Annotated in this window: 21 protein-coding genes; 16 read left to right on the top strand and 5 right to left on the bottom strand. The window is 42.7% G+C overall.

The features are described from left to right. Window positions 1–10 precede the first annotated feature (10 nt). The 3 genes from rpsR to rpsF are packed head-to-tail and all read right to left on the bottom strand — an operon-like array spanning window position 11 to window position 943. The gene (gene rpsR / locus MJ764_RS03295; protein WP_025330416.1) at window positions 11–241 is read right to left on the bottom strand and encodes a 30S ribosomal protein S18; all 231 of its coding nucleotides are present in this window, start codon (window positions 239–241) and stop codon (window positions 11–13) included. Between the two features lie 5 nt (window positions 242–246). Beyond that, window positions 247–543, bottom strand: coding sequence for a primosomal replication protein N (priB, locus tag MJ764_RS03300; protein ID WP_239324591.1), 297 nt, complete (start codon window positions 541–543; stop codon window positions 247–249). A 19-nt stretch (window positions 544–562) separates the two neighbouring features. Next, entirely contained in the window at window positions 563–943 is a 381-nt protein-coding gene (rpsF, locus tag MJ764_RS03305) for a 30S ribosomal protein S6 (protein WP_239324593.1), read from the bottom strand. Window positions 944–1,281: 338 nt separating this feature from the next. Between rpsF and MJ764_RS03310 the strand changes: the two genes are divergently transcribed. From MJ764_RS03310 to MJ764_RS03365, 12 genes are all read left to right on the top strand, one after another. Further along, complete coding sequence (locus MJ764_RS03310; protein ID WP_239324595.1) at window positions 1,282–2,724, top strand: mechanosensitive ion channel family protein; 1,443 nt, start codon at window positions 1,282–1,284, stop codon at window positions 2,722–2,724. After that, a complete protein-coding gene (gene nudB, locus MJ764_RS03315) occupies window positions 2,675–3,157 on the top strand; it encodes a dihydroneopterin triphosphate diphosphatase (RefSeq protein ID WP_239324597.1) in 483 nt (160 codons plus the stop codon). The genes MJ764_RS03310 and nudB overlap by 50 nt, the downstream gene beginning before the upstream one ends. Window positions 3,158–3,178: 21 nt before the next feature. Further along, entirely contained in the window at window positions 3,179–3,937 is a 759-nt protein-coding gene (locus MJ764_RS03320; RefSeq protein WP_420853917.1) for an endonuclease/exonuclease/phosphatase family protein, read from the top strand. A 152-nt stretch (window positions 3,938–4,089) separates the two neighbouring features. After that, window positions 4,090–4,689 (top strand): LysE/ArgO family amino acid transporter, encoded by a 600-nt coding sequence (locus tag MJ764_RS03325; RefSeq protein WP_239324599.1) that lies wholly within the window; start codon window positions 4,090–4,092, stop codon window positions 4,687–4,689. Window positions 4,690–4,999: 310 nt separating this feature from the next. Continuing rightward, a complete protein-coding gene (hemB, locus tag MJ764_RS03330) occupies window positions 5,000–6,001 on the top strand; it encodes a porphobilinogen synthase (RefSeq protein ID WP_239324607.1) in 1,002 nt (333 codons plus the stop codon). Between the two features lie 84 nt (window positions 6,002–6,085). After that, window positions 6,086–7,450 carry an MFS transporter gene (locus tag MJ764_RS03335; RefSeq protein WP_239324609.1) on the top strand — a complete coding sequence of 455 codons (1,365 nt, stop codon included), beginning with the start codon at window positions 6,086–6,088 and terminating at the stop codon, window positions 7,448–7,450. A gap of 1,332 nt (window positions 7,451–8,782) precedes the next feature. Then, entirely contained in the window at window positions 8,783–9,637 is an 855-nt protein-coding gene (gene cyoA / locus MJ764_RS03340; RefSeq protein WP_239324917.1) for a ubiquinol oxidase subunit II, read from the top strand. Between the two features lie 19 nt (window positions 9,638–9,656). After that, window positions 9,657–11,642 (top strand): cytochrome o ubiquinol oxidase subunit I, encoded by a 1,986-nt coding sequence (cyoB, locus tag MJ764_RS03345; protein WP_239324611.1) that lies wholly within the window; start codon window positions 9,657–9,659, stop codon window positions 11,640–11,642. Continuing rightward, window positions 11,642–12,253, top strand: a complete 612-nt coding sequence (gene cyoC, locus MJ764_RS03350; RefSeq protein WP_239324612.1) for a cytochrome o ubiquinol oxidase subunit III — start codon at window positions 11,642–11,644, stop codon at window positions 12,251–12,253. The genes cyoB and cyoC overlap by 1 nt, the downstream gene beginning before the upstream one ends. Next, window positions 12,250–12,582 (top strand): cytochrome o ubiquinol oxidase subunit IV, encoded by a 333-nt coding sequence (gene cyoD / locus MJ764_RS03355; protein ID WP_239324614.1) that lies wholly within the window; start codon window positions 12,250–12,252, stop codon window positions 12,580–12,582. Before cyoC ends, cyoD begins: the two co-directional genes overlap by 4 nt. A 9-nt stretch (window positions 12,583–12,591) precedes the next feature. Beyond that, window positions 12,592–13,482, top strand: coding sequence for a heme o synthase (gene cyoE / locus MJ764_RS03360; RefSeq protein WP_239324616.1), 891 nt, complete (start codon window positions 12,592–12,594; stop codon window positions 13,480–13,482). 95 nt (window positions 13,483–13,577) lie between these two features. Next, window positions 13,578–14,963 carry an MFS transporter gene (locus tag MJ764_RS03365; RefSeq protein ID WP_239324618.1) on the top strand — a complete coding sequence of 462 codons (1,386 nt, stop codon included), beginning with the start codon at window positions 13,578–13,580 and terminating at the stop codon, window positions 14,961–14,963. 194 nt (window positions 14,964–15,157) lie between these two features. Here MJ764_RS03365 and MJ764_RS03370 read toward each other — a convergent pair whose 3' ends face one another. Further along, window positions 15,158–16,897, bottom strand: coding sequence for a cation:proton antiporter domain-containing protein (locus tag MJ764_RS03370; protein ID WP_239324622.1), 1,740 nt, complete (start codon window positions 16,895–16,897; stop codon window positions 15,158–15,160). A gap of 336 nt (window positions 16,898–17,233) precedes the next feature. Between MJ764_RS03370 and MJ764_RS03375 the strand changes: the two genes are divergently transcribed. Together MJ764_RS03375 and MJ764_RS03380 are read left to right on the top strand one after the other, a co-directional pair. Then, window positions 17,234–18,172, top strand: coding sequence for a Dyp-type peroxidase (locus MJ764_RS03375; RefSeq protein ID WP_239324624.1), 939 nt, complete (start codon window positions 17,234–17,236; stop codon window positions 18,170–18,172). Window positions 18,173–18,280: 108 nt separating this feature from the next. Beyond that, a complete protein-coding gene (locus MJ764_RS03380) occupies window positions 18,281–19,783 on the top strand; it encodes a cation:proton antiporter (protein WP_239324626.1) in 1,503 nt (500 codons plus the stop codon). Window positions 19,784–19,868: 85 nt separating this feature from the next. Here MJ764_RS03380 and thrC read toward each other — a convergent pair whose 3' ends face one another. After that, the gene (thrC, locus tag MJ764_RS03385) at window positions 19,869–21,281 is read right to left on the bottom strand and encodes a threonine synthase (RefSeq protein ID WP_239324628.1); all 1,413 of its coding nucleotides are present in this window, start codon (window positions 21,279–21,281) and stop codon (window positions 19,869–19,871) included. 554 nt (window positions 21,282–21,835) lie between these two features. Between thrC and MJ764_RS03390 the strand changes: the two genes are divergently transcribed. Next, window positions 21,836–23,149 carry a replication-associated recombination protein A gene (locus MJ764_RS03390; protein ID WP_239324630.1) on the top strand — a complete coding sequence of 438 codons (1,314 nt, stop codon included), beginning with the start codon at window positions 21,836–21,838 and terminating at the stop codon, window positions 23,147–23,149. Next, window positions 23,136–24,212, top strand: a complete 1,077-nt coding sequence (locus tag MJ764_RS03395) for an aldose epimerase family protein (RefSeq protein ID WP_239324632.1) — start codon at window positions 23,136–23,138, stop codon at window positions 24,210–24,212. The genes MJ764_RS03390 and MJ764_RS03395 overlap by 14 nt, the downstream gene beginning before the upstream one ends. Window positions 24,213–24,281 lie beyond the last annotated feature (69 nt).

Consider the following 24,281-nt stretch of genomic DNA (forward strand, 5'->3'; position numbering starts at 1 on the left):
ATCTTCCTTATTATTTATGTTGATCGGTGTAAGGCAGCAAAGCCAGAAAACGGGCACGTTTTACCGCGGTAGACAGCTGACGCTGATAATGTGCTTTGGTTCCGGTGATACGCGCCGGAATGATCTTACCATTTTCAGTAATAAAGTCCTTTAACAAATCAACTGCTTTGTAGTCAACCTGTTTGATACCTTCCGCAGTAAAGCGGCAAAATTTTCTACGTTTGAATGATTGACGAGCCATGTCGTTTAACCTTTATATTCACGAATTTGTTGGATATGCAGTACCGGACGGGAGTGGTAAATACCTTTCTGGCTGAGAAACCCACTGATTTCCACCATAGTTCCCGGCTGATACAGCCAGTTTTTAGCCAAATCACCCAGTGCTTTCGCCTGGATTTCCACTTTCGCCAGATACCGCTGTTGCAGCTCCATCTGCCATGATTCATGTGTAAGCCACATGGTCAATACCGGCAATCCGGCGGGGGTATAGCGTAAATCGTCCAGACTTTTAATCTGTGCACACAGGCATAATTGATTCAGCAAACCAGCCTCAATAAATTAATCAGGCTTCAGCTTCTTCTGAAGCAGCTTCAGTGCTGTTACCTGCTAACAGATTCTTGGACTTCTCGTCTTTCATCATCGGAGAAGCTTCAGTTACCGCTGCGTCCATTTTCACAGTCAGATGACGCAATACGGCATCATTAAAGCGGAACGCAGTTTCAATTTCGTCAATCACTTCAGGTGTAGTTTCAACATTCATCAGCACATAGTGTGCTTTGTGAATTTTGTTGATTGGGTAAGCCAACTGGCGGCGACCCCAGTCTTCCAGACGGTGAATTTTACCGTTGGCTTCGGTAATCATGGTTTTGTAACGCTCAACCATGGCACCGACCTGTTCGCTTTGATCCGGATGGACAATGAACACGATTTCATAATGACGCATGTGTACTCCTTGTGGCTAATCGATCCCTTTACCATGCGAAAGTGCAAAGGGCAAGGTTGGAAAACCAGCTATTATAAGCATCTTTGCATTCAGAATCAAATAATAGCCCATAGTATCAGTTTTATTCCCTTAAATAACACTAAACAACTGGTTTTATAAATAATTTTATGTTAGTCGCTAAGCACAAAAGTATCATTCTCTAATATGGCAGATAGGCACATCTGGTTAAAACTACCTTACCAATCGCTAACCATTGCTAAATTTAATAGCGACAGTTTACAGGGTTCTATTAAAACGCCTAACATTAAGGCTAATTTCAAATTCTTCTTTGCCTCACCATGAACAACTATTTTGACTCCATGTTTGCCCGCAAAGAATTTCTGGCACGACTGATTGTCCATAGCTTGAAAACCACTTCCGGCTGGCTAGAGCTGGCATGTGCGGTTATGATTATGCTTGGCACTTACTGGCTTAGCCTGAAAATCTTGTCAGTTGTATCCAGACATACCCAGCAGCAGAAAAGCATTCAATTTCCAATGCTGCATCATCTGTTTTCACGCCTGTTATGGCCGATATTACTGTTTATCAGTACTATCATTGCCATCGTTGTCTGGCGAGACAGTACAGGTGAATCAGTATTGTGGTTACAGATCACTGTATTTGCTGCGCGCTGGTTGCTGATGATTCGCATCATCATGGCCATATTGCACAACGCAATTCCCAATAACTTGTTTAATGACTACTATGAACGTTCACTATCCACTTTCCTGTGGGTATGCTTCGTACTATGGCTCACCAGTCTGGATACCTTTATCATTCGCCTGCTGAAGTCACTGGCACTGCCTGTAGGTTCAACCAGTTTGAGCCTCTATACGGTTATTACTGGCAGCATTATTGTCGGAATTGCCATCATTATCGCCATGTGGCTATCGCGCATCACTGAACAACGTATTCTCAAAGCAGAAAAACTTGACGTCAATCTGCGTTATGTACTGGTGAAAATTATTAAAACCCTGCTGGTAGTCATTGCTGTACTGATTGCCCTACCCATGGTTGGCATTAATCTGACTATTCTTTCGGTATTCGGTGGTGCTCTGGGCGTTGGTCTCGGGCTGGGTTTACAGAAAATTGCCAGCAACTATGTATCTGGCTTTATTATTCTGGCCGATCATTCTGTGCGCCCGGGAGACAGGCTGAATATTAACAACTTCACCGGTTATGTCACCAAAATAACCGCACGTTTTGTGGTATTGCGCAGTAGTGATGGTTCTGAAGCACTGATTCCGAATGATACTTTTGTTTCCAATACTGTTATCAATGATTCTTATTCCAGTAAAATCATGTCTACCAACCTAACTATGCAGGTAGCCTACAATACCAATCTGCCTCTGGCACTGGAAATATTGAAGGAAGCGGCAGCCAAACAGGCGCGTGTGTGTGATGACCCCAAACCTAACAGCTTTGTTACCGGTTTTTCTGATTCTGGCATTAACCTGTATGTCAATTACTGGATTCATGATCCGGAAAACGGTTTTATGAGCATCAATTCAGCCATTTTGATGGAAATCTGGAATCGTTTTAAAGAAGTTGGCATTGAATTTTCCTTTCCAAAGCAGGAAATACGCATTCTGAATGATGCAGGAGACCCAATTATCTATGACACAATGCCCAAACCGGTAAATAATGCAGAAGCAAAACCCGCCTATCCGGAGCCATTACCCACTGAATTAAATGTTTCGTCTTCCTACCGATCTGGACAACAAACGCATCATGAGCAATAGTAAACAGTACAAACAGCCAATATCTGTACTGGTTGTTATTTACAACAACAACCAGCAGATATTGTTACTGGAACGCGCGGATAAACCCGGCTACTGGCAATCCGTAACAGGTAGTCAGGAGCCGGGTGAAACTCTGGAACAGACTGCAATACGTGAATTGGCCGAAGAAACCGGCATTCACAGTAATACTATTAATAACTGGCATCAGTCGAGCATATTTGAAATTTATCCGCACTGGCGTCATCGCTATGCTCCCGGCGTTACTCACAACACCGAACATGTTTTTTCTCTATGTATTGGCGTAGATACCGCTGTTCATTTGGCACCAAGAGAGCATTTGCGTTATGTGTGGTGTTCTCTTGAACAGGCAATTGAGCAAGTATTTTCCCCTTCCAACCGTGCTGCACTATTGCAATTACCACAACACTGGTAATTTAATTCACCGGCCATTTTCATGAACCCCATCACCATTGCCACCTACAATATTCATAAAGGCATGTCTGCACTCAATCAGAAAGTACAGCTTTCCCAAATGGCCTCTGCTTTACAGCAACTTGCTCCGGATATCCTGTTTTTGCAGGAAGTACAGGGATACAACAGTAAGCGGGCAGAAAATATGCCGGATTTTCCCCGACAACCGCATTACCAGATTCTCAGCGAACAGCTAGACTATCACGTTAGTTATGGACGTAATGCACGTTATAAATATCGTGATCACGGCAATGCTATCTTAAGCCGTCATCCTATTGTTACCTGTCACAATCTGGATATCAGTGTAAATAATATGGAACAGCGCGGCCTTTTGCACTGCGAAATCAAGCTGCCTCAATGGTCGCGGCCTTTAGTATGTCTGTGCGCTCATCTTAATCTGCGCGAACCAGACCGCATCAAACAGTATCAAACCATTTCCGACTACATTCAAAGCGAAATTGATCCGGCAAATCCATTGATTCTGGCTGGTGACTTTAACGACTGGCGCCAGCGCTCACATGACAATCTGGGTTTGAAGTTAAATATGTATGACGCATTCTGTACTTACCGCAATGCGCCAAAAACCTTTCCGGCACGCCTGCCCATTCTGAGTCTGGACAGAATTTTTACCCGCCATTTAAATGTACTCGAAGCCAAACCTTTAAGCGGCCTGCCATGGCAAAAACTTTCTGACCATCTGCCTTTATATGCAATCATTGCCCCCGAAAATACAACAAAGTAACCAAATCAATTTTAGTATCAGCAAGCTATAGTCCAAATCAGCCAATATATTAAAATCTATTGTGTTAACTACAAATAAAGAAAAAATCAGGAGAAGCAATATTGACGCACAATTACTCTGTTTACCCAAAAATATAATTGGATAAAAAATAAATGTCTGCCTTACTATCTGGATTAGGACTTGGTTTTTCCTTAATTTTGGCTATCGGTGCCCAAAATGCTTTTGTCTTAAAGCAAGGCTTAAAACGGCAATATGTTTTCTGGGTATGCCTGATTTGCTCACTGTCAGATACTATTCTGATTTATCTAGGCGTAACAGGATTTTCAAAAGTACTTAAAAGCTATCCTGATATTATTGTCTACTCAAGGTATTTAGGTTCTGCATTTCTCTTTATTTATGGCGCGCGCAATTTTTATTCTGCATTGATACAAAAGTCAGCGCTGAAGCCAAGTCAAATTGATAAAAGTTCATTGATGAGTGTCCTCGGTGTTTGCCTGACACTGACGTGGTTAAACCCACATGTATATCTGGATACTGTTATTTTAGTGGGTTCGATATCTGTGTCTTTCCAGAAAAATCTCTATTCATTCGCAATCGGAGTGATGCTTGCATCATGGCTATTTTTCTTTTCTTTAGGCTATGGCGCGAAATATTTATCTCCACTATTTAATAAAAATATTTCCTGGAAAATATTAGATTTTATTATAGGAATTATCATGTGGAGTATAGGCTATGGCTTAATATCTATGTGAGATTAAAAAACAATCAGTTAACCAGCTTCTCATACTGTGCCTGCTTTCTGGCTTGATAAAACTAAAAATTGTTTGTATCTATGCAGATAAATTTTATGCAAATATCACCTGAACAGCACATTCATCAAAACAAGATAATCTAGAACAGAAGCAACTGAAACAAAAATATATTCCAGCACATTAATTAGTACTACTGCTTAAAAAGGTTTAGAATAATAAGCCAAAACTCACAAAGCCTTATTGGCCATGGTTTCCAGCTAATTTATTCAGTTGGCTGTATTCTATTCCAAAAAATATCAGGATAGTTATTATGAATTTTCCTCCGCGAATCATGCCTAATACACGTATGCGTCGTATGCGGCATGATGATTTCTCACGCCGCATGATGCGTGAAACCATATTAACAGCCAATGATTTTATTTTGCCTGTATTTGTACACGAGGAAACTGGCCGTATACCCGTTGCGTGTATGCCGGGAGTCGAACGTTTATCAATTGATGAACTATTAAAGGTAGGTGAACGGGCACTGGAGCTTGGCATACCGGTACTTGATTTGTTCGGCGTACCCAATCCAGACAGCAAAACCGCAGACGGACGCGCCGCATGGGATGAAAATGGCATTATTCAGAAAGCTATCCGTGCCTTAAAATCGCGCTTTCCAGAACTGGGGGTGATGGCTGATCAGGCTCTGGATCCATATACCACTCATGGCCAGGATGGCTTACCAGACGAAAATGGTTATATTCAGAATGATGAAACCATTGAAGCTATTATTAAACAGTCACTGTCACACGCAGACGCCGGTGCCGATATTCTTTCCCCAAGCGATATGATGGATGGCCGTATTGGGGCTATTCGTGAAGCACTGGAAGAAAATGGTTTTATTCATACGCGGATAATGTCTTATGCGGCCAAATATGCCTCCGCGTTCTATGGGCCATTTCGCAGTGCGGTAGGCAGTGCCGGTAATCTGGGCAAAGGTAATAAATATACTTATCAGATGGATCCTGCAAACAGCAATGAAGCACTGCATGAAGTAGCACTGGATATTGCTGAAGGTGCGGATATGGTAATGATTAAACCGGGTATGCCTTATCTGGATGTAATCAGGCGGGTGAAAGATGAATTTGCAGTGCCAACTTATGCTTATCAGGTGTCAGGTGAATATGCAATGTTACAGGCGGCTATTCAGAATGGCTGGCTCGATGCAGATAAGGTAATTCTGGAAAGTCTGCTGGCATTTAAACGTGCCGGTGCCGATGGTATTCTCACCTACTTTGCACTGGATGCAGCACAGCGGCTACGCCAATAGAACCATATAAAGAAATTACACCATCAACGTTCGGTGGAATATATACACGAGGCACAACTCAATATATTCTGGAAAGAATTTAATATGAAGCAATCGATTGACCTGACAGCCTCAGAAAGAAAGTTAGTGTTTGCTATGACACTATCTAGTATATTGCCATTATTAGATAGCAGTATTGTTAATGTTATTTTACCCTCAATTTCGAATGACATTAATACCTCTTATGCTTATATGCAATGGGCTGTTACCATATATATGCTTGCTTGCGCAGCTGGCATATTACTATCACCTTATGTACATGAAAATTTTGGACTCAAGAAAGCATGGGTATGCTCAATTTTTGTCTTTCTTGTTGGTTCTATATTAGTTGGATTTTCATATAACCTGGTTTCTTTAATCTTGTATAGATGTCTACAGGGTTTTGGTGCAGGAATTTTAATTCCTATTACCCAATCTACAATAGCAACTTATTTTGGTAAGGAAAGACTAAAGCCGGTTATGGCATTGATTGCTATTCCGTCAGTCTTTGCCCCTGCACTAGGGCCAATTTTTGGAGCAATCATATCAGAACAGTTAAATTGGAGAATAGCTTTTTTTATCAACATACCTTTAGTACTTATGGCTTTTTTATTTGGCAGGACGACAATGCCTGATAATAAAACGTCTAAATACAATATGAATATTTATGTATTAATGACATTTTTAATTGCTTTAATAATATTTTTCATCTCTATTAAAAATATCACTTCTGGGCATTTTTTTGATATTTTTAATATTATTATGCTAGTTTTAGGTATTGGTTTGATGATGGTTTCGCTTATTATTAATAACAAGTCAGACAGTAAACTGATCGATTTAAGTTCATTTAGTTGTATTCAATATTCGTTTGCAATAATTATGGGATTTCTGACGTCACTTATCTTTTTTGGTTTCATGATTTTTTTTCCCTTAATACAAGCAATAAATGATAATATATCTATTACATATATTGGTATGTTGCTAGCTCTACAAGGTGTAGGTGCTTGGTTGGCTAGAAAATTTATTTATGAATCGCTAAGTGAGATAAATTCATTTCTAATTATTGGTGTAGGATTAATAATATCAGCAATAAGTATATTAATAATTCAAGTAGGTGGCAACGCCTTTGAAATTATCGGTTTTACTGTTCGAGGTTCCGGATTAGGCGTCGCCACGATTGCTGTTCTCTCTTCTCCATTTGAGTTCTGTGATAAAAATCAAATTAAGGACACGAGCGCTATCACGCGTGTTACACAGCAAATTGGTGGTGCATTTGGAGGCGTATTATCAGGAATATTAATCAACCTCACTCAACATCAAATAATTTCAATAAACTGCGCTTATCAGGCAATGTTTTTTTTGTCTCTGGCTTTTGGTTTTCTAGCGGTTATTGTCTATATTTTCTTTGGCCGAGTGAATACAAGGATTTAGTATACAAAAAAACGGAACATGTGACTTCCGTTTTTTTTCGCTTATTCAGCGATACTGCTAAGCCACTTATTCAGTGTTGAACAATTGAATGTACTATTAAAGAGTCTCAACCGCTGACGCAGGTTTCAACTTGAATAAGGTATTTTTTCTGTTTAAACTAATTTTCTAAACCACTTATACAGTGTAACGGTATACTTTTCTTGCAGACATTCTTAGCAGTATGATAAAGCATCAACTAAGAAGATTATCCCGTGACAAGACAACTAAGTTGTGAATTTAAAATAGTGTAGAGCTATGGTTGCATTTAGCTACACCAGCAAAACGGTCAGTTCTCATACTGGCTGGCTTAAGGGCGGATGCAATCATATATTGAAATTAACGCCCACCTGTCCTGCGTTTCTTTATTTTTATGCCAATAGGTGCCAAAACAGGCTTAATATACCTATATCCTTTGTATTAAGTCTTTACACAATGATTGAATTATCTGACTCTACACTTTGCGTTATTACAATTAAAACCGATTTTTTCATTACTTACCGCTAATATGGCATGACAACTGCTTTACACTGGTAAGGCTATTGCTGTGTATGAAAAGTAGACTTAAAAAATATAATAAAATAATTGTCTAATCCTAAGCTTGTAGTCTGCTTTCATTGTGCACTTTCATCAGCAAAAGTAGTTACTGGCTGAGTGGCATAGATATATTTGCAACACATCACCAATTGCCAAATTCTCAAGTATTTTTTTACAATTCCACATTTAAAACAAACACATAAAAGATAAAACTAGCTGCATTAACTTTTACAGGCATATTTAAAATATTTTTTAAAGCAATAATTTATTTCTAAATTAATGATAATTTGATTCAGATTAAAATTCTCATTAGGGATAAGTAAACAAGCAGTGTAAATATAGTGATGGCCATTTTTTACATCTCAAAAATAAATAATTTTTTTTCATTTTACATCAAATATTTATTTTTAATAAAAAGCTGATTTTGCTACAACAGAAATGTAATCTAATTACAATAATTATAGGTTAATAATTGTATTAATATATTAATTTAATAACTATCCATATTCTCACCATACCTAACACCCTCCTACTATTACGAAATAAATAACTGATTTATATATTGAATGCCATTTACGAAATAAAGAGTAATTTGTTTTGTTTGCTATACCTTAGATAATATATAGCTTTAGGCAATATACAGTTTCGCAACATTGTCTTAAAATAGCTACTCCCGTTTTTTACAAACGTTAATCGTGTTTCCCGTAATGTTGAGGTCGTTACATGAAATTAAGTAAGCTCTCAGGGATAGTATTGACAATGCTGATCGGTTCGCTTTTTTTAAGCGGCTGTGATGCTGCTCTGCTAAACCCTAAAGGCCATATAGGTCAGGAAGAACGCTCGCTGATACTGACAGCCATAGGCTTGATGTTGATAGTCGTTATTCCGGTGATTATCATGGCAATTCTATTCTCTCTGAAATATAAAGAGGGTAGTAATGCCAAATACTCACCGAAATGGGCGCATTCCAATAAACTCGAGGCCATAGTTTGGGGTATTCCTATCCTGATTATTCTCATCCTAGGGACAATCACATGGAAAACCACTCACTCTCTGGATCCTTACCGTCCGCTGGAAAGTGATAAAAAACCGGTGGTCATTGAAGTAATTTCATTAGACTGGAAATGGCTGTTTATCTACCCGGAACAGGGCATTGCCACAGTTAATGAAATTGCTTTCCCGAAAGATACCCCGGTAGAATTCAAAATCACTTCCAATACAGTGATGAACTCATTCTTCATTCCCCAGCTGGGCAGCCAGATTTACGCTATGGCCGGTATGCAAACCAAGCTTCATCTGATTGCTGATACAGCCGGTGAATACAAGGGTATTTCATCAAGCTACAGCGGTGCCGGTTTCTCTGGCATGAAATTTACTGCCATTGCTACACCGGACGAAGCCAGCTTCAATCAGTGGGTGGATAAGGTGAAACAGTCACCCAATACACTTAATGACATGGCTTCATTCAACAAACTGGCTGCGCCAAGTGAATTCCACAAAGTGGAATATTTCTCCAGCGCAAATCCGAGTTTGTACGGCAATGTGATTGCTAAATTTGCCAATCACAATATGCCTGCTGCTCTACAGGCCAGTGCTGCCAGCAGTGCTGAGTAAGCTTGCGAGGAAATAAACAATGTTCGGAAAATTATCTTTAGATGCGATACCGTTCCATGAACCTATTGTCATGGTAACGATTACAGCTATCATCGTCATTGGCTTGGCGCTGGTAGGTGCAATTACGTATTTTCATAAATGGGGCTATCTGTGGAAAGAATGGATTACCACAGTTGACCATAAACGTATCGGTATCATGTATATCATCGTCGCAATAGTGATGTTGGTACGTGGTTTTGCCGATGCGGTTATGATGCGTGGCCAGCAGGTACTTGCCTCTTCTGGTACCAGTGACGGCTTTTTGCCGCCTCATCACTATGATCAGATTTTCACCGCCCACGGTGTAATCATGATTTTCTTTGTGGCGATGCCTTTTGTTATCGGCTTGATGAACTTTGTCATTCCGCTACAGCTAGGTGCGCGTGATGTGGCTTACCCATTCCTGAATAATCTGGGTTTCTGGTTTACTGCTGTTAGTGTGGTACTGGTTAACCTTTCTCTGGGACTGGGTGAATTTGCCCAGACTGGCTGGCTGGCCTATCCACCTTTGTCTGGCCTTGAATTCAGCCCGGGTGTAGGGGTGGATTACTGGATCTGGAGCTTACAGATATCAGGGATCGGGACAACAGTTAGCGCAGTTAACTTTATCGCTACCACCCTGAAAATGCGTGCTCCTGGCATGACCATGATGAAAATGCCTATTTTCTGCTGGGCATCTTTCTGCAGTAACATCCTGATTCTGACTTCTTTCCCGATTTTGACTGCATCTGTAGCCATGCTGACATTAGACCGTTACCTCGGTACCCACTTCTTTACCAATGAATTGGGCGGTAACATGATGATGTACATCAACCTGATTTGGGCATGGGGTCACCCGGAAGTGTATATTCTGATACTGCCGATATTTGGTGTGTATTCAGAAGTTACTGCTACTTTCTCACGCAAAACTATGTTTGGTTATACCTCTATGGTATGGGCAACTGTGTGCATTACCATCCTGTCATTTATCGTGTGGTTGCACCACTTCTTTACCATGGGTTCAGGTGCTAATGTCAACGCGTTCTTCGGTATCGCCACTATGATTATTTCCATCCCTACTGGGGTGAAAATCTTCAACTGGCTGTTTACCATGTATGAGGGCCGCATTTCTTTCCATGTACCAATGCTGTGGACTGTAGGCTTTATTATCACCTTCTCCGTAGGTGGTATGACCGGCGTGCTGTTGGCCGTACCGGGAGCTGACTTCGTACTGCATGGCAGTTTATTCTTAGTTGCCCACTTCCATAACACCATTATCGGTGGTGTGGTGTTTGGTCTGTTTGCTGCGCTTAATTACTGGTTCCCGAAAGCATTTGGCTTCAAGCTGAATGAAAAATGGGGTAAACGCGCTTTCTGGTGCTGGTTTATCGGCTTCTTTGTAGCATTCATGCCATTATATGCACTGGGCTTTATGGGTATGACCCGTCGTCTGAGCCAGCATATTGATCCGGCTTTCCATAATTTACTGTGTGTAGCCGCTGCTGGTGCTGCCTTTATTGCTCTGGGTGTGGTCTGCATGGTGATTCAGGTTGTTGTTTCCTGTCTGCATCGCAAGGAAAACCTTGATGTTACTGGTGACCCATGGGACGGTCGTACACTGGAATGGTCTACTTCTTCTCCAGTACCTTTCTACAACTTCGCCGTGCAGCCACAGGTTGAAAGCCGTGATGCATTCTGGGACGAAAAAGAAAAAGGTATTGCTTACAAAAAACCAGCTAAATATGAAGAAATTCATATGCCGAAAAACACTGCTGCCGGTTTGGTTATCGGGGTATTCTCGCTGATTTTCGGTTTTGCCATGATCTGGCATATCTGGTGGATGGCTATCGTTGGCTTCGCTGGGATGATTATTAGTCTCATTGCCAAAAGCTTTGATACGGACGTGGACTACTATGTTCCGGTTGCTGAAATTGAAGCTATTGAAAGCAAACGTTTTGATGAATTAACTAAAGCAGGACTGAAATAATGTCAACTGAAACCTTGATTCACGGTAAGACGCCTGAACACGCTCACCACGACAACGGTTCACTGAAGGTATTCGGGTTCTGGATTTACCTGATGAGTGACTTGATTTTGTTCTCCTGTCTGTTTGCCACCTATATCGTGCTCCTGCCGGGCACGGCAGGTGGTCCAAGCGGCAAGGACATTTTCGATCTGGTTTTTGTGCTAGAGGAAACTTTTGCTCTTTTATTGAGTTCCATTACCTACGGTTTTGCCGTGCTGGCAATGAACCGCAATAAGCAGAGTCAGGTTTTATTATGGCTGATTATTACCTTTGTGTTGGGCGCTTGCTTTATCGGGATGGAATTACATGAATTCCATCAACTAATTGCCGAAAATAAAGGGCCTAACATAAGTGGCTACCTCTCTGGCTTCTTTGCACTTGTGGGTACCCATGGTCTGCACGTTACTGCCGGTTTGATCTGGATGGCTGTGATGATGATTCAGGTAGCTTCACGTGGCTTAACCAGTGTTAACCGCATGCGTATCAACTGCCTGAGCCTGTTCTGGCACTTTCTGGACATCGTGTGGATTTGCGTGTTCTCAATTGTATATCTGATGGGGGTAGCGTTATGAGTCATTCAAACCATCAAGACCATATCCCACAACATGGCAGTGCTAAAAACTACATCATTGGTTTTATCCTGTCGGTGGTATTAACCCTGATTCCGTTTCTGATGGTAATGAATCAATCTGCAGATAAAACAACTCTGTTTGCTGTGATTGTAATTACTGCTGTTTTGCAGCTTCTGGTTCAGCTGGTATGTTTTCTCCATCTGGGCAGTAATCCTGAAGAGCGCTGGAATCTGATTTCATTTATCTTCACCGTGATTGTGATTGTATTGTTGGTAGGCCTTTCCATCTGGATTATGTGGAGCCTCAATGCAAACATGGTGTCAGGTTAAAGGCAGTTCATGATTAAGCCATACCTGCAAGTAACAAAACCAGGTATTATCGTCGGCAACCTTATTTCGGTTGTCGGCGGGTTTTTGCTGGCTGCCAAAGGCAGCATAAACGGCTACCTGCTTATTCTTACCCTGCTGGGCGTGTCTTTGGTTGTGGCCTCTGGCTGTGCGTTTAATAACCTGATTGACCGCGATATTGATCCGAAAATGGAACGTACCAAGAATCGTGTACTGGCACGAGGACTGGCCTCTGCGCGTGTTACCTTTGCTCTGGCTACGATATTGGGTATTGCCGGATTTGCTATACTTTACTTTGGCGCAAATCCGCTGGCCATGTGGTTATCCGTTATGGGCTTTGTGGTTTATGTAGGGATTTACAGTCTCTATATGAAACGGCATTCCGTTTACGGAACATTAATCGGCAGTCTATCAGGTGCCGCACCACCGGTTATCGGTTATTGTGCTGTAAGCAATAATTTTGATGCGGGTGCACTTATTCTGCTGGCGATTTTCAGTCTCTGGCAGATGCCACATTCCTATGCAATTGCGATTTATCGTTTTAAGGATTATCAGGCCGCTAATATTCCGGTTTTACCGGTTGTAAAAGGCATTGCAGTAGCAAAACACCATATCACTTTTTATATCATTGCCTTTATGTTTGCAACATTGATGCTGTCTATCGGAGGCTACGCCGGATACAAATATCTGATAGTGGCTGCGGCTGTCAGCATGTGGTGGCTATGCATGGCATTATCTGGTTATAAAGCCCAGAATAATGACCGTATATGGGCACGCAAACTGTTTGTGTTTTCGATTATTGCTATCACTACTTTAAGCATAATGATGTCGGTAGACTTTATGACCCCGGCGTCACCAACTGTATTAAGTCTGGCTGGCTGATACCGTAAACATAAATATATAACAATACGCAAACCACCCAACCTGCCTTTGTTTCTTTTACAATAGGCAGGTTTTTCTTTTAAGCTGTATTCAAAATGAATTCCAAGAACAATGATACGCAAATGAATTTTGCCGAAAGGCGTGCTACCTGGGGGCTAGGGGCAGTTTTTTCACTGCGCATGCTGGGTATGTTTATGGTATTGCCTGTTCTGACTACCTATGGCATGACGTTACAGGACGCCAGTGAAAGCCTGATTGGGCTGGCAATCGGAATTTATGGTCTGATGCAGGCAATCTTACAGATTCCATTTGGCTTGTGGTCTGACCGTTTTGGCCGCAAGCCTTTAATTGTTGGTGGCTTATTGATTTTTACTCTGGGCAGTATCATTGCTGCTTTAACCACCTCCATATGGGGAATAATTCTGGGACGTGCTTTACAGGGCAGTGGCGCCATTGCGGCAGCAGTAATGGCTTTGCTATCCGACCTGACCCGTGAACAGAATCGTACCAAAGCCATGGCTTTTATTGGTATCAGCTTCGGCATCACTTTTGCGATTGCTATGGTATGCGGGCCAATAATCACACATGCGATAGGTTTACATGGTTTGTTCTGGGTAATTGCAGCACTGGCACTGGCCGCTATTGTGCTTACTCTATTTTTTGTTCCTGACAGCAGTGTTCATATTCTTAATCGTGACTCAGGTATGGTACGTGGCAGCTTTGGTACCGTGTTGCGTAATCATTCGCTATTTAAGCTGAACATCGGTATTTTTTGTATGCACTTCCTGCTGATGTCAACTTTTGTAGCTTTACCGGTACAATTGGAGCTCTCAGGCTTTCCAGCGGCCAGTCACTGGCAGATTTATCTGTATACGATGCTGATTGCTTTCATTACTGTTCTGCCACCAATTATTTATGCTGAAAGCAAACGAAAAATGCGGCGGGTTTTTATCTTTTGCGTTGCCGTGCTGCTTATTGCTGAAGCTATATTGTGGCTGGCTGATACTTCCTTCTGGCCATTGGTTGTAGGTGTTTTATTGTTCTTTATTGCTTTTAATCTGATGGAAGCACTCCTGCCCTCATGGGTAAGTAAAGAAGCACCAGCAGGTTATAAAGGCACGGCAATGGGTATTTATGCTACGGGTCAGTTTCTGGGCGTAGCCTGTGGTGGCACAACTGGCGGCTGGCTGGCAGCACATACTGGTGCGCATACGGTATTCTTATTCGGTATTGGGTTGACTCTTGCATGGCTGTTGCTTAGTTTTACCATGCGGGAACCGCCCTATTTAGCCAGCCTGCGCTTAACTCTGGATAGTAAACAAACTTTGCCCAATAATGCCCAGCAGCAATTAATGCAAATGGCTGGAGTACATCAGGTTTTGCTTGTGCCAGAAGAGCACAGTATCTATATCAAAATTGACAGTAAAATCACTAGCCGTAAACAACTGGAAATGTTTATCAGCACTATTACAAATAAATAAAAACAGGCATAAGCCAGTAATCATTAATATTACCAGCCTATGCCTGTCTATTGAGTGCTACAGAACAAGTTGCAAAAAAACTCTCAGATTTACCTGCTAACCTTATCGCAATTTATACTCAAATCTGGTGAAATTTTATACTAAGCAAAATCTGCCTGCATAATTTCCGTTTTTTTGCCTATATTAATCCAGTGCTAAGTGATTGATGCCTGTCCGAATGCATGCATGATTTCATTGGCTAATACAATCTGGCTGTCGACGACCTTAGTTGCACCTGCCTGAATAAATAACTGTTTGTCTTGTTCATATCTGCTGAAAGTTACTATTTGTAGCTGCGGATTGAGCGCCAGCGCCGCTTTGATAATCGACTCTACCTCGGTTTTATTCTGGATGGTAATAATTAGGTTTTTGGCCTGAGCCACAAATACTGCATCCAGCATACCATCTGATAATGCGTGCCCATAGGCTACGGGTATCTGGCGTGCACGCAATTGGGTGACTACCTCAAGACGGTTTTCCTGTACATACACGGTTTCATTCTGTGCCTGCAAATGCCTGATTACCTCCTGACCAACCGGACCAGCACCGACAAGTACTGTATGATTGCTTACAGGAGGAGCCACTGCCATGTCTTCATCAATAAAATAAATCGATACTGGTTTAATTGGTGCCGCCACTTTTGCATGGGGCTTATCTGACAACATGCCGCTATCAGGCACACTGGCTGTTACTATTGTTTCCTGCTGGAACTGTTTTTTCACATAACGATTCAGCCAGACAAATAAAAATGGATTACAGATAATTGAAATCAGGGCACTGCCCAGAATCAGGTCACTGGCCAATGGTGGCAGGATGTTGTATACCGCCCCCAGACTGGCAATCATAAAGGAAAATTCACCAATCTGTGCCAATGCCACTGCGATTGTCAGTGCAGTTTGTGGCGGATATCCGAATACGCGCACAATCAGAAATGCCCCCAGGCTTTTGCCTATTACTACCACCAGCAGGGTTGCCAATAGCAATAATGGTTCTCGAATAATAATACTGGGGTCAAACAGCATGCCTACTGAAACAAAAAACAGTACGGTAAAAAATTCGCGCAAGCCACTGGAAGCATCTTCAGCAGTATGGTTCATGCTGGTTTCACTAATAATGGCGCCAGCAAAAAAAGCGCCCAGTGCAAAAGATACGCCAAAAAGATAATTTGCCAGTATGGCACAGCCCAAAGCAACGGCAATCACGGCCAGCCGGAAAAGCTCAGGACTACCGGTGCCAACCACCCGCTGTAAAGACCATGGAATCAATCTACGTCCGAGAAACAGCATCACTAGGACAAAGGCGACAATCTGGACGCTGGTTTTGCCAAGCAAGTAAAGCAGATTAGCACCTGAAACACTGCCCTGCCCGGATAGAACCGGTGCCAGTGCTGGAATCATCACCAGCACAAATACCATGGCTATGTCTTCAACAATCAGCCAGCCGGTAGCAATTCGTCCCTGAGAAGAATCGCCCAGATGCCAGCGTTGCAAAGCTGCTATCAGCACAACGGTAGAAGCACATGATAGTGCCAGCCCAAACACCACACCAGCACCGGTACGCCAGCCGGCCAGCCAGGCCAGTAGCCAGCCCAGCAAGGTAGCCAGTGTTATCTGAATCAGCGCACCCGGTATGGCCACACGTTTTACAGCCAGTAAATCACGGATAGAAAAATGCAGCCCCACTCCGAACATCAGCAGAATCACACCCAGCTCAGCCAACTGCTGTGACAAGTGCATATCTGCGGTAAAGCCTTTGGTATAAGGACCAACGATTATGCCCGCCAGCAGATAACCGACGAGTGGAGGCATTCGCAGCTTATGCGCGATATAGCCAAGTACAAAGGCAAAAAATAAACCACCAACGATGGTTTCAACCAGTGGAAATGAGTGATGCATTGCTTTCCCAGAGTAATAGTTAGTAATAGTAAATAATCTATACTAGCGAAAAAATCCCAACAAATAAAAGCTTTTATAAGATTTTAGGTTATAATTGTCGTTTCTTATCTAGATTTTTCATATCTTATGCTTAAATAGCTCTATTTATTTACTGCATTGCTGAAAAGGGTAGCTAAGATGGCCAGATTTGTTACCTGAGTTAATCAGTCAGACTGAAAAAGGTTATATTGCGGTTTTTTCCGGAACATGGTTAACAATATTTAATTTTATGCCTGTTTTGTACTTAATAACGCTTGTTAATTTCACTATAATATTGGTTTAGGAAAGTATTTATTAATGACAATAGACAGAATACCGCCGGTTGTAGCCTATCCGGGTAAAAGCGCATTATTTATTATCCTTGGCCTACAGGATAATGATATAGCCATTGCCAGAGTGCTTGAATTCATCACCGGATTCTCAGCTTTAGTACGCAGTATGCATGGCCGTTTTCACGATGAAAACTTCAATGCATTAATGGGAATTGGTTCGGATGCATGGGATAAATTACGCCCGGGAAAACCAAAGCCAAAAGAATTGGTGCCTTTTACTGCTATCAAAGGTGACAGACATACAGCCGTAGCCACATCAGGTGATTTGTTTTTTCATATTCGCGCAGATCGTCAGGATATCTGTTATGAAATGGCTGCAATGATTCACGAGTTGCTGGCAGACGCTACTTATTCTATTGATGAAGTAAGTGGCTTTCGTTATCTTGATGGACGTGCCATCATTGGTTTTGTTGATGGTACGGAAAATCCAGAAGACACAACTAAAACTGATTACGCACTGGTAGGTGATGAAGACCCATTGTTCCGCAATGGCAGCTATGCCTTTACCCAGAAATATCTGCATAATATGCAGGCGTGGCGACAATTATCAGTGGAAGAGCAGGAAAAAGTCATTGGCCGTCGCCGTTTCAATGATATTGAACTGTCTGATGAGGAAAAACCGCAAACAGCACATAACAATGTAAGCAAAGCTTATGATGCTGAAGGCAATGAGCTGAAAATTGTTCGCGCCAATGTTGCATTTGCTCATCCATCGAAAAACGAGTATGGCACGTTTTTTATCGGTTATGCACGTTCTTTTGCGGTAACACGCCAAATGCTGCAACATATGTTTACTGGTAATGCTGAAGGGCATGTAGACCGCCTGCTGGATTTCAGTACCCCGGTAAGCGGCAGCCTGTATTTTATTCCGGCATCGGATTTACTGGATGAATTTGATTCGTGAGTTACTACTATTGCATGTTTCTATTCAAGGGAAACTTGCTATAAAACTGCGCCAGATTCGAATTAACCATGATTTATTACAACACTTCAATAAAGGAAAACTGTTTGGATGGGTAGTGTACTTTTTTTACAGGCAATTACGGTTATCTTCTCGCTGTCTATTGTCACCACGCTTTTAAATAAACGTTTATTTGACATGCCTCAGGCCATTGGTGTGCCAATTGTTTCCGCGATTCTGGTATTTTCCCTGCAATGGGGTATGAATCTGTTCGGGCGTAATCATTTTATTCATGTGGATATCATGGCGTTAAAAGCCGCTGTTAGCCATATTAACTTTTATGATTTTCTGGTAAACGGCGTAATCTGTTTTATCCTTACCTCCTCAGCCCTCAAATTCAGAATTTCTGATTTAAAACGCTACTGGCGCCAGATTCTGATTCTGGCTACATTGGGCTTGCTGTTATGTTCAGCACTCTTTGGCAGTCTGCTTTATGCGTTCCAGTTTCTGGTTGGCGATCATGTGCCCTTGCTGGTATTGTTGCTGCTGGGTTCGGCTCTTGGTGCCACAGACCCTATCGGCATTAAGGGCGTATTAAGCTCAGTGCGCACGCCTCGCCACTTAATGGTAAAGCTGGAGGGTGAATCATTATTCAATGATGCCATGTGTATCGTGGTATTCATGACCATTCTTACCCTGATTAACGGACAGCATGTTTCACCGGTTGGTGTGGTTGAGAATTTTTTCTATGAAATCATTGTTGCGGTGATTATCGGGTTTATTTTCGGTATTGGTGCGCTGCGTCTCTTACATGGCAAACATGAAAATGAGTCACTGATTCTGGCAACAGCACTGCTGGCTTCCGGTTCGTATCTAGTGGCTTATTTTGCTCATGCATCCGGCCCGATTGCCTGTGTAGTAGGCGGCCTGATTGTCGGTAACAAATGGCAGGAAGTATTACAGAAGAAAGAAATTGATGACGTTAATAATTTCTGGCATGCGGTAGAGGGTATCATCAATTCGTTTTTGTTTACCCTGATTGGTCTGGAACTCTTTATTGTTGATATGAGCAAAACGCTGGTTATCGGCGGTATTGTGGCGTTCGTACTGCTTCATCTGAGCCGTTTCATTGGCAACATATTGGCATTTATGCTGTTTCCGAAAGTCTATAAGAAAAGCTATCATGGCAGCCTAACCATTTTGTCATGGGGCGGTGTACGCGGTGGTATTTCACTAGCTCTGATTCTGGCTGTAGCCAATATGCCGGCACTGGCCAAATACAGTGATATTCTGGTTGGATACACCTTTATCTGTGTACTGCTTTCCGGAGTAGTGTGTGGTCTTGGTTTGCCCGAAGTGCTCAATGCGTTTTATCACAATCCAAATGAGCCGAAATCCGGTTTTCGTGGCTGGTATCAGCGCCAATGTCACCGCTTTAACCGCAGTGGTGTTATGTATACCATTGAAGAGCGCTCCGATGGTTCAGAGTACATTTCCGTATATAATCCGATAGCTGTGGCTACAGCGGCCGCTGATCCGAGTGAGGAAATTGCACTGACTCCAGAAGAGTTAAAACAGAAAGTAGATAAACTGGAAAATCCAGATAATTTCTAAATGAAACCAGTAAAGGCCAGCATAAACATGCTGGCCTTTTTTATGATGCACAATTGCAAAAACAAATTCCGATTGGCTGGTTTACTTACCCCAACTGAGCTTCTACGAACTGTTTAACCGCAGCAGTATCATTCTCCATCACGGTAACATGTTGCGGTAAATCCTCTAGTCCGGCCAGATTATCAGGGCGTGGAATCACCACGCCATCCCCGACTGCCTCATGAATAGTTTGGGCAAATTTGGCGGCCTGCGCAGTTTCCAGACAAATAATGATTTCGCCGGCTTCGCGCAACTGTCGCGCCACCTTTACCCCATCTGCTGTATGCGGATCAATCAGTTCCCCATCTTGTGCATACACTTGAGCAATGGTTTGCAGGCGGTCAGCATGGGTACTTTTACCAGCAGCAAAGCCATACTGATGCTGAATTTTATCCAGCAGATGGCTTAAATCAAATCCGCTGCCTGTAGCAACCTGCTGCCATAGCTGCTGAACCTGTGCACCATCATGGTCGAGCAAGTCATAAACAAAGCGTTCAAAATTGGATGCCTTGGAAATATCCATCGATGGGCTGGAAGTAACAAAGGTATGTGCAGCATCTCGAGGACGATAATGGCCGGTATTAAAAAATTCGTTCAATACGTCGTTTTCATTAGTAGCCACAAGCAGACGATGAACAGGCAAGCCCATACTGCGGGCTATGTGTCCGGCCAGTACATTGCCAAAATTACCACTGGGTACACAAAATGATACTTTCTGCTCATTAGTACTTGTAGCGGCAAAATAGCCTTTAAAGTAATACACTACCTGAGCCACAATCCTTCCCCAATTGATGGAGTTAACTGTACTCAGGTGATAATGAGCTTTGAATGCATGATCATTTTGCAATGCTTTCACAATATCCTGACAATCGTCAAACATGCCCTTAATGGCAATATTGAAGACATTCCTATCCTGCAAACTATACATCTGCGCACGCTGAAAATCGCTCATTTTGCCAAATGGCGATAACATGAATACATTTACCCGTTCCTTGCCACGCAAAGCATATTCAGCAGCAGAACCGGTATCGCCACTGGTAGCACCAATAATATTCAGATAACGGTTTTCACGCTCCAGCACGTATTCAAACAGATTACCCAGCAACTGCATGGCCATGTCTTTAAATGCCAGTGTTGGCCCATTCGAAAGTGCTTCAATGCAGATACCATCATGTAATGTTCTCAGCGGTGTGATTTCATTATTACCAAACACTTCTGTGGTATAGGTTTTATTAATGATTGCCTGCAAATCTGCTTTGGGAATATCGGTAGCAAACAGACTGATAATCTGCATGGCCAGCTCGGCATAACTTAATGAGCGCCAGTCATGCAGGGTAATTGCATCTACATGCGGATAGTTTTGTGGCAACAACAAACCGCCATCATCAGCTAGACCGGCCATTAATGCCTGACTGAAGCTTTTTGGTGCTGTCTGCCCTCTGGTACTAATGTATTTCATTATTTCTCCTGTATGATTATCCAATCATATCTGGACCAAGTTAATAACGCTGCATTTTTAAGCTGCATACTCCAGCCTGAGATGCAAAAAATCCAGCTACCCTTTGCTGGCGAGCCTGAGGATCAACCATTTTGCAACTTCTTTGATATTGAGCTTGCGTTTGGTGCGTTTCGCAACACAGCTACAATATTGCTTACGCTCTAGTGACAGGTCAATTGTTCCTAAGCCACGGATACACGGCGGCTTACTTAACTGGCACTAACACTCCCGATCAATCACATATCCGGCAATGCCAGAAACCAGCCTATCTTCTGATTTTTGGCCATATCTAATGTTAACCCCTATAGCCACCAATACAAAAAATAATCAAAACAATACTTTATTCGTTGACTTTTTTTCATTTGGATTAAAATCAGACTAAAATACAACTGTCCTTTTTATATATCATGTAGTCATGGCAATTATACACATAGTGCAACAGTTATATACCGAGCAAAACTCATACAATCAGGTACAATATATTACACGAACTACCGTGTACTGAATGACACGACATGGATTTATTTAATCAGAAACCTTTACCCCCACTGGCGGAACAGCTACGTCCGCAGAATCTGGATGAAGTAATTGGCCAGCAGCACCTGATTGGTACAGCTAAACCATTACGGGTTGCTGTAGAAACCGGACATCTGCATTCCATGCTGCTTTGGGGACCACCGGGAGTAGGCAAAACCACACTGGCTCGCATTCTGGCACAAAGCTTTAATGCCCAGTTTATCCCACTGTCTGCAGTTTTCTCTGGGGTAAAAGAAATCCGCTTAGCCGTGGAAAAAGCCCAGCTAGCTTTACAGCATGGCCAGCGTACCATCCTGTTTGTAGATGAAGTACACCGCTTTAATAAATCACAGCAGGATGCATTTTTACCCTATGTAGAAAACGGCGTGTTTACCTTTATTGGTGCCACGACAGAAAATCCCTCTTTTGAAGTTAATCCGGCACTTTTGAGCCGATCGCAGGTTTACACCCTCCATTCACTCAGCATCGAAGAACTGCAACAGCTACAGCAAAAAGTTTTCAGCCTGCCTGAATTCAAATCTTTTACCATTGCTACCGATGCGCAAACATTAATCCTCAACAGTGCCGATGGCGACGGCCGACGCTTTCTCAACTTACTCGAGCAACTGATTCATACTGCGCAGGCACAGCAACAGACTGAAATCAGTGCGGCCTTAACAGCCAATAGTCTGGGTACTCAGTTACGCCGTTTTGATAAAGGTGGTGACAGCTTTTACGAACAGATTTCAGCATTACATAAATCTGTGCGTGGTTCTCACCCCAATGCTGCCCTATACTGGTTTAGCCGTATGCTGGATGGAGGTGCAGACCCGCGTTATCTGGCACGGCGGATTATCCGCATGGCTTGGGAAGATATAGGTCTGGCTGATCCGCGGGCGATGCAGATAGCCAATGATGCAGCCCTAACCTATGAACGGCTTGGCAGCCCTGAAGGTGAACTGGCTCTGGCACAGGCAGTGTTGTATCTGGCCTGCGCTGCCAAAAGTAATGCAGGTTATGTGGCTTATAATGAGGCGCGTGCATTTGTCAAAAAACATCCGTCCAGTGAAGTACCGGTACATTTACGCAACGCACCTACCAAACTGATGAAAGAACTGGGTTACGGTCGTGAATACCGTTATGCTCATGATGAACCGCATGCTTATGCGGCTGGTGAAACTTATATGCCGGAAAATATGGATGAACCAGCATTCTATCAGCCAGTAACACGCGGACTGGAAATTAAAATCGCGGAAAAACTGGCTTTTTTACATAATCTTGATGAAGAGGCCGGACAGAATGAAACAAAATGAACAATCATTGTGTACCATTGACACGCAACCATTCGGCTTGATAGATGGTGAAAGCGCTACCCTGTGGACACTGGCAAACAGTGATGGTATGCAGGTATCGATTATGGACTTTGGTGCCATTATTACTTCGATTGTGATGCCAGACAGGGACAATAAGCTGGTTGAGTGTGTTTTGGGCTTTGATAGTGCTGAAGACTATGCCAGCAGCAGCTATCGTAGCAGCAACCCGCATCTAGGTGCGGTAATCGGCCGCCATGCCGGCCGTATCAGCCACGCCCATGCACCACTTAATCAGGAACTTATCCAGCTCACACCCAATCTGGGTGAACATCATATGCACGGTGGCTATACCGGCTTTGACCAGAAATGGTGGACAGTCAGTACCACCCACGCAGATGAACATGCAGCTTCTGTCACCCTGCAATTATTCAGTGCCGATGGCGAAGAAGGCTACCCCGGCAACCTGAATGTACAGGTATGTTATACCCTGACCGCAAACAATGAATTAAATGTTGATTTTAGCGCCCAATCAGACCGGGATACCTTTATCAATCTTACCCAGCACAGTTATTTTAATCTGGCTTTGCATGAAAATACCGTCAGCGAGCATCAACTATGGCTGTTACCACAGGAAATTATCGTTACCGATAACAACATGATGCCAACCGGTGCCATCACCAAAGCATCGGCTGCACTTGATTTTCATTCTGCCCGTCCAATCGCCAACAGCATTATTGATACAGCCTATGTATTACCACCGCATTCAGCTAACAGCATCATTGCACGCATAAGCGCACCAGATACCGGCCTGTCCATGGCGGTTAAAACCGATGCGCCAGTGGTGGTGGTTTATAATGCCCAGCACCTGCACGAACAGCAGCTACCCAAGCGTAAATCACTCCGGCCATTTGCTGCTATCTGTTTTGAGCCACAAGGCTATACAGATGCTCCTAACCAGCCTGCATTCCCGAATAATATTCTGCGTGCTGATACTACATTTAAACAGCATATCACCTACATATTTAGCCGCGATCCTATCCAGCCCCTTATAGTTAATGGCTAAAGCAGGCACTAGCTATTTATGCCCACCAGTTTCAAATGCAAAGCAAAAACGATGGCCAAACAGAGTAAA

It is taken from the genome of Snodgrassella gandavensis (genome assembly GCF_914768025.1).
Taxonomy (GTDB): Bacteria; Pseudomonadota; Gammaproteobacteria; order Burkholderiales; family Neisseriaceae; genus Snodgrassella; species Snodgrassella gandavensis.

What these genes read in the sequence shown, in the direction of transcription:
- rpsR (WP_025330416.1), bottom strand. Translation starts at nt 241, where the DNA reads ATGGCTCGTCAATCATTCAAACGTAGAAAATTTTGCCGCTTTACTGCG.
- rpsF (WP_239324593.1), bottom strand. Translation starts at nt 943, where the DNA reads ATGCGTCATTATGAAATCGTGTTCATTGTCCATCCGGATCAAAGCGAA.
- MJ764_RS03310 (WP_239324595.1), top strand. Translation starts at nt 1,282, where the DNA reads ATGAACAACTATTTTGACTCCATGTTTGCCCGCAAAGAATTTCTGGCA.
- nudB (WP_239324597.1), top strand. Translation starts at nt 2,675, where the DNA reads ATGTTTCGTCTTCCTACCGATCTGGACAACAAACGCATCATGAGCAAT.
- MJ764_RS03320 (WP_420853917.1), top strand. Translation starts at nt 3,179, where the DNA reads ATGAACCCCATCACCATTGCCACCTACAATATTCATAAAGGCATGTCT.
- MJ764_RS03325 (WP_239324599.1), top strand. Translation starts at nt 4,090, where the DNA reads ATGTCTGCCTTACTATCTGGATTAGGACTTGGTTTTTCCTTAATTTTG.
- hemB (WP_239324607.1), top strand. Translation starts at nt 5,000, where the DNA reads ATGAATTTTCCTCCGCGAATCATGCCTAATACACGTATGCGTCGTATG.
- MJ764_RS03335 (WP_239324609.1), top strand. Translation starts at nt 6,086, where the DNA reads ATGAAGCAATCGATTGACCTGACAGCCTCAGAAAGAAAGTTAGTGTTT.
- cyoA (WP_239324917.1), top strand. Translation starts at nt 8,783, where the DNA reads ATGCTGATCGGTTCGCTTTTTTTAAGCGGCTGTGATGCTGCTCTGCTA.
- cyoB (WP_239324611.1), top strand. Translation starts at nt 9,657, where the DNA reads ATGTTCGGAAAATTATCTTTAGATGCGATACCGTTCCATGAACCTATT.
- cyoC (WP_239324612.1), top strand. Translation starts at nt 11,642, where the DNA reads ATGTCAACTGAAACCTTGATTCACGGTAAGACGCCTGAACACGCTCAC.
- cyoD (WP_239324614.1), top strand. Translation starts at nt 12,250, where the DNA reads ATGAGTCATTCAAACCATCAAGACCATATCCCACAACATGGCAGTGCT.
- cyoE (WP_239324616.1), top strand. Translation starts at nt 12,592, where the DNA reads ATGATTAAGCCATACCTGCAAGTAACAAAACCAGGTATTATCGTCGGC.
- MJ764_RS03365 (WP_239324618.1), top strand. Translation starts at nt 13,578, where the DNA reads ATGAATTCCAAGAACAATGATACGCAAATGAATTTTGCCGAAAGGCGT.
- MJ764_RS03370 (WP_239324622.1), bottom strand. Translation starts at nt 16,897, where the DNA reads ATGCATCACTCATTTCCACTGGTTGAAACCATCGTTGGTGGTTTATTT.
- MJ764_RS03375 (WP_239324624.1), top strand. Translation starts at nt 17,234, where the DNA reads ATGACAATAGACAGAATACCGCCGGTTGTAGCCTATCCGGGTAAAAGC.
- MJ764_RS03380 (WP_239324626.1), top strand. Translation starts at nt 18,281, where the DNA reads ATGGGTAGTGTACTTTTTTTACAGGCAATTACGGTTATCTTCTCGCTG.
- thrC (WP_239324628.1), bottom strand. Translation starts at nt 21,281, where the DNA reads ATGAAATACATTAGTACCAGAGGGCAGACAGCACCAAAAAGCTTCAGT.
- MJ764_RS03390 (WP_239324630.1), top strand. Translation starts at nt 21,836, where the DNA reads ATGGATTTATTTAATCAGAAACCTTTACCCCCACTGGCGGAACAGCTA.
- MJ764_RS03395 (WP_239324632.1), top strand. Translation starts at nt 23,136, where the DNA reads ATGAAACAAAATGAACAATCATTGTGTACCATTGACACGCAACCATTC.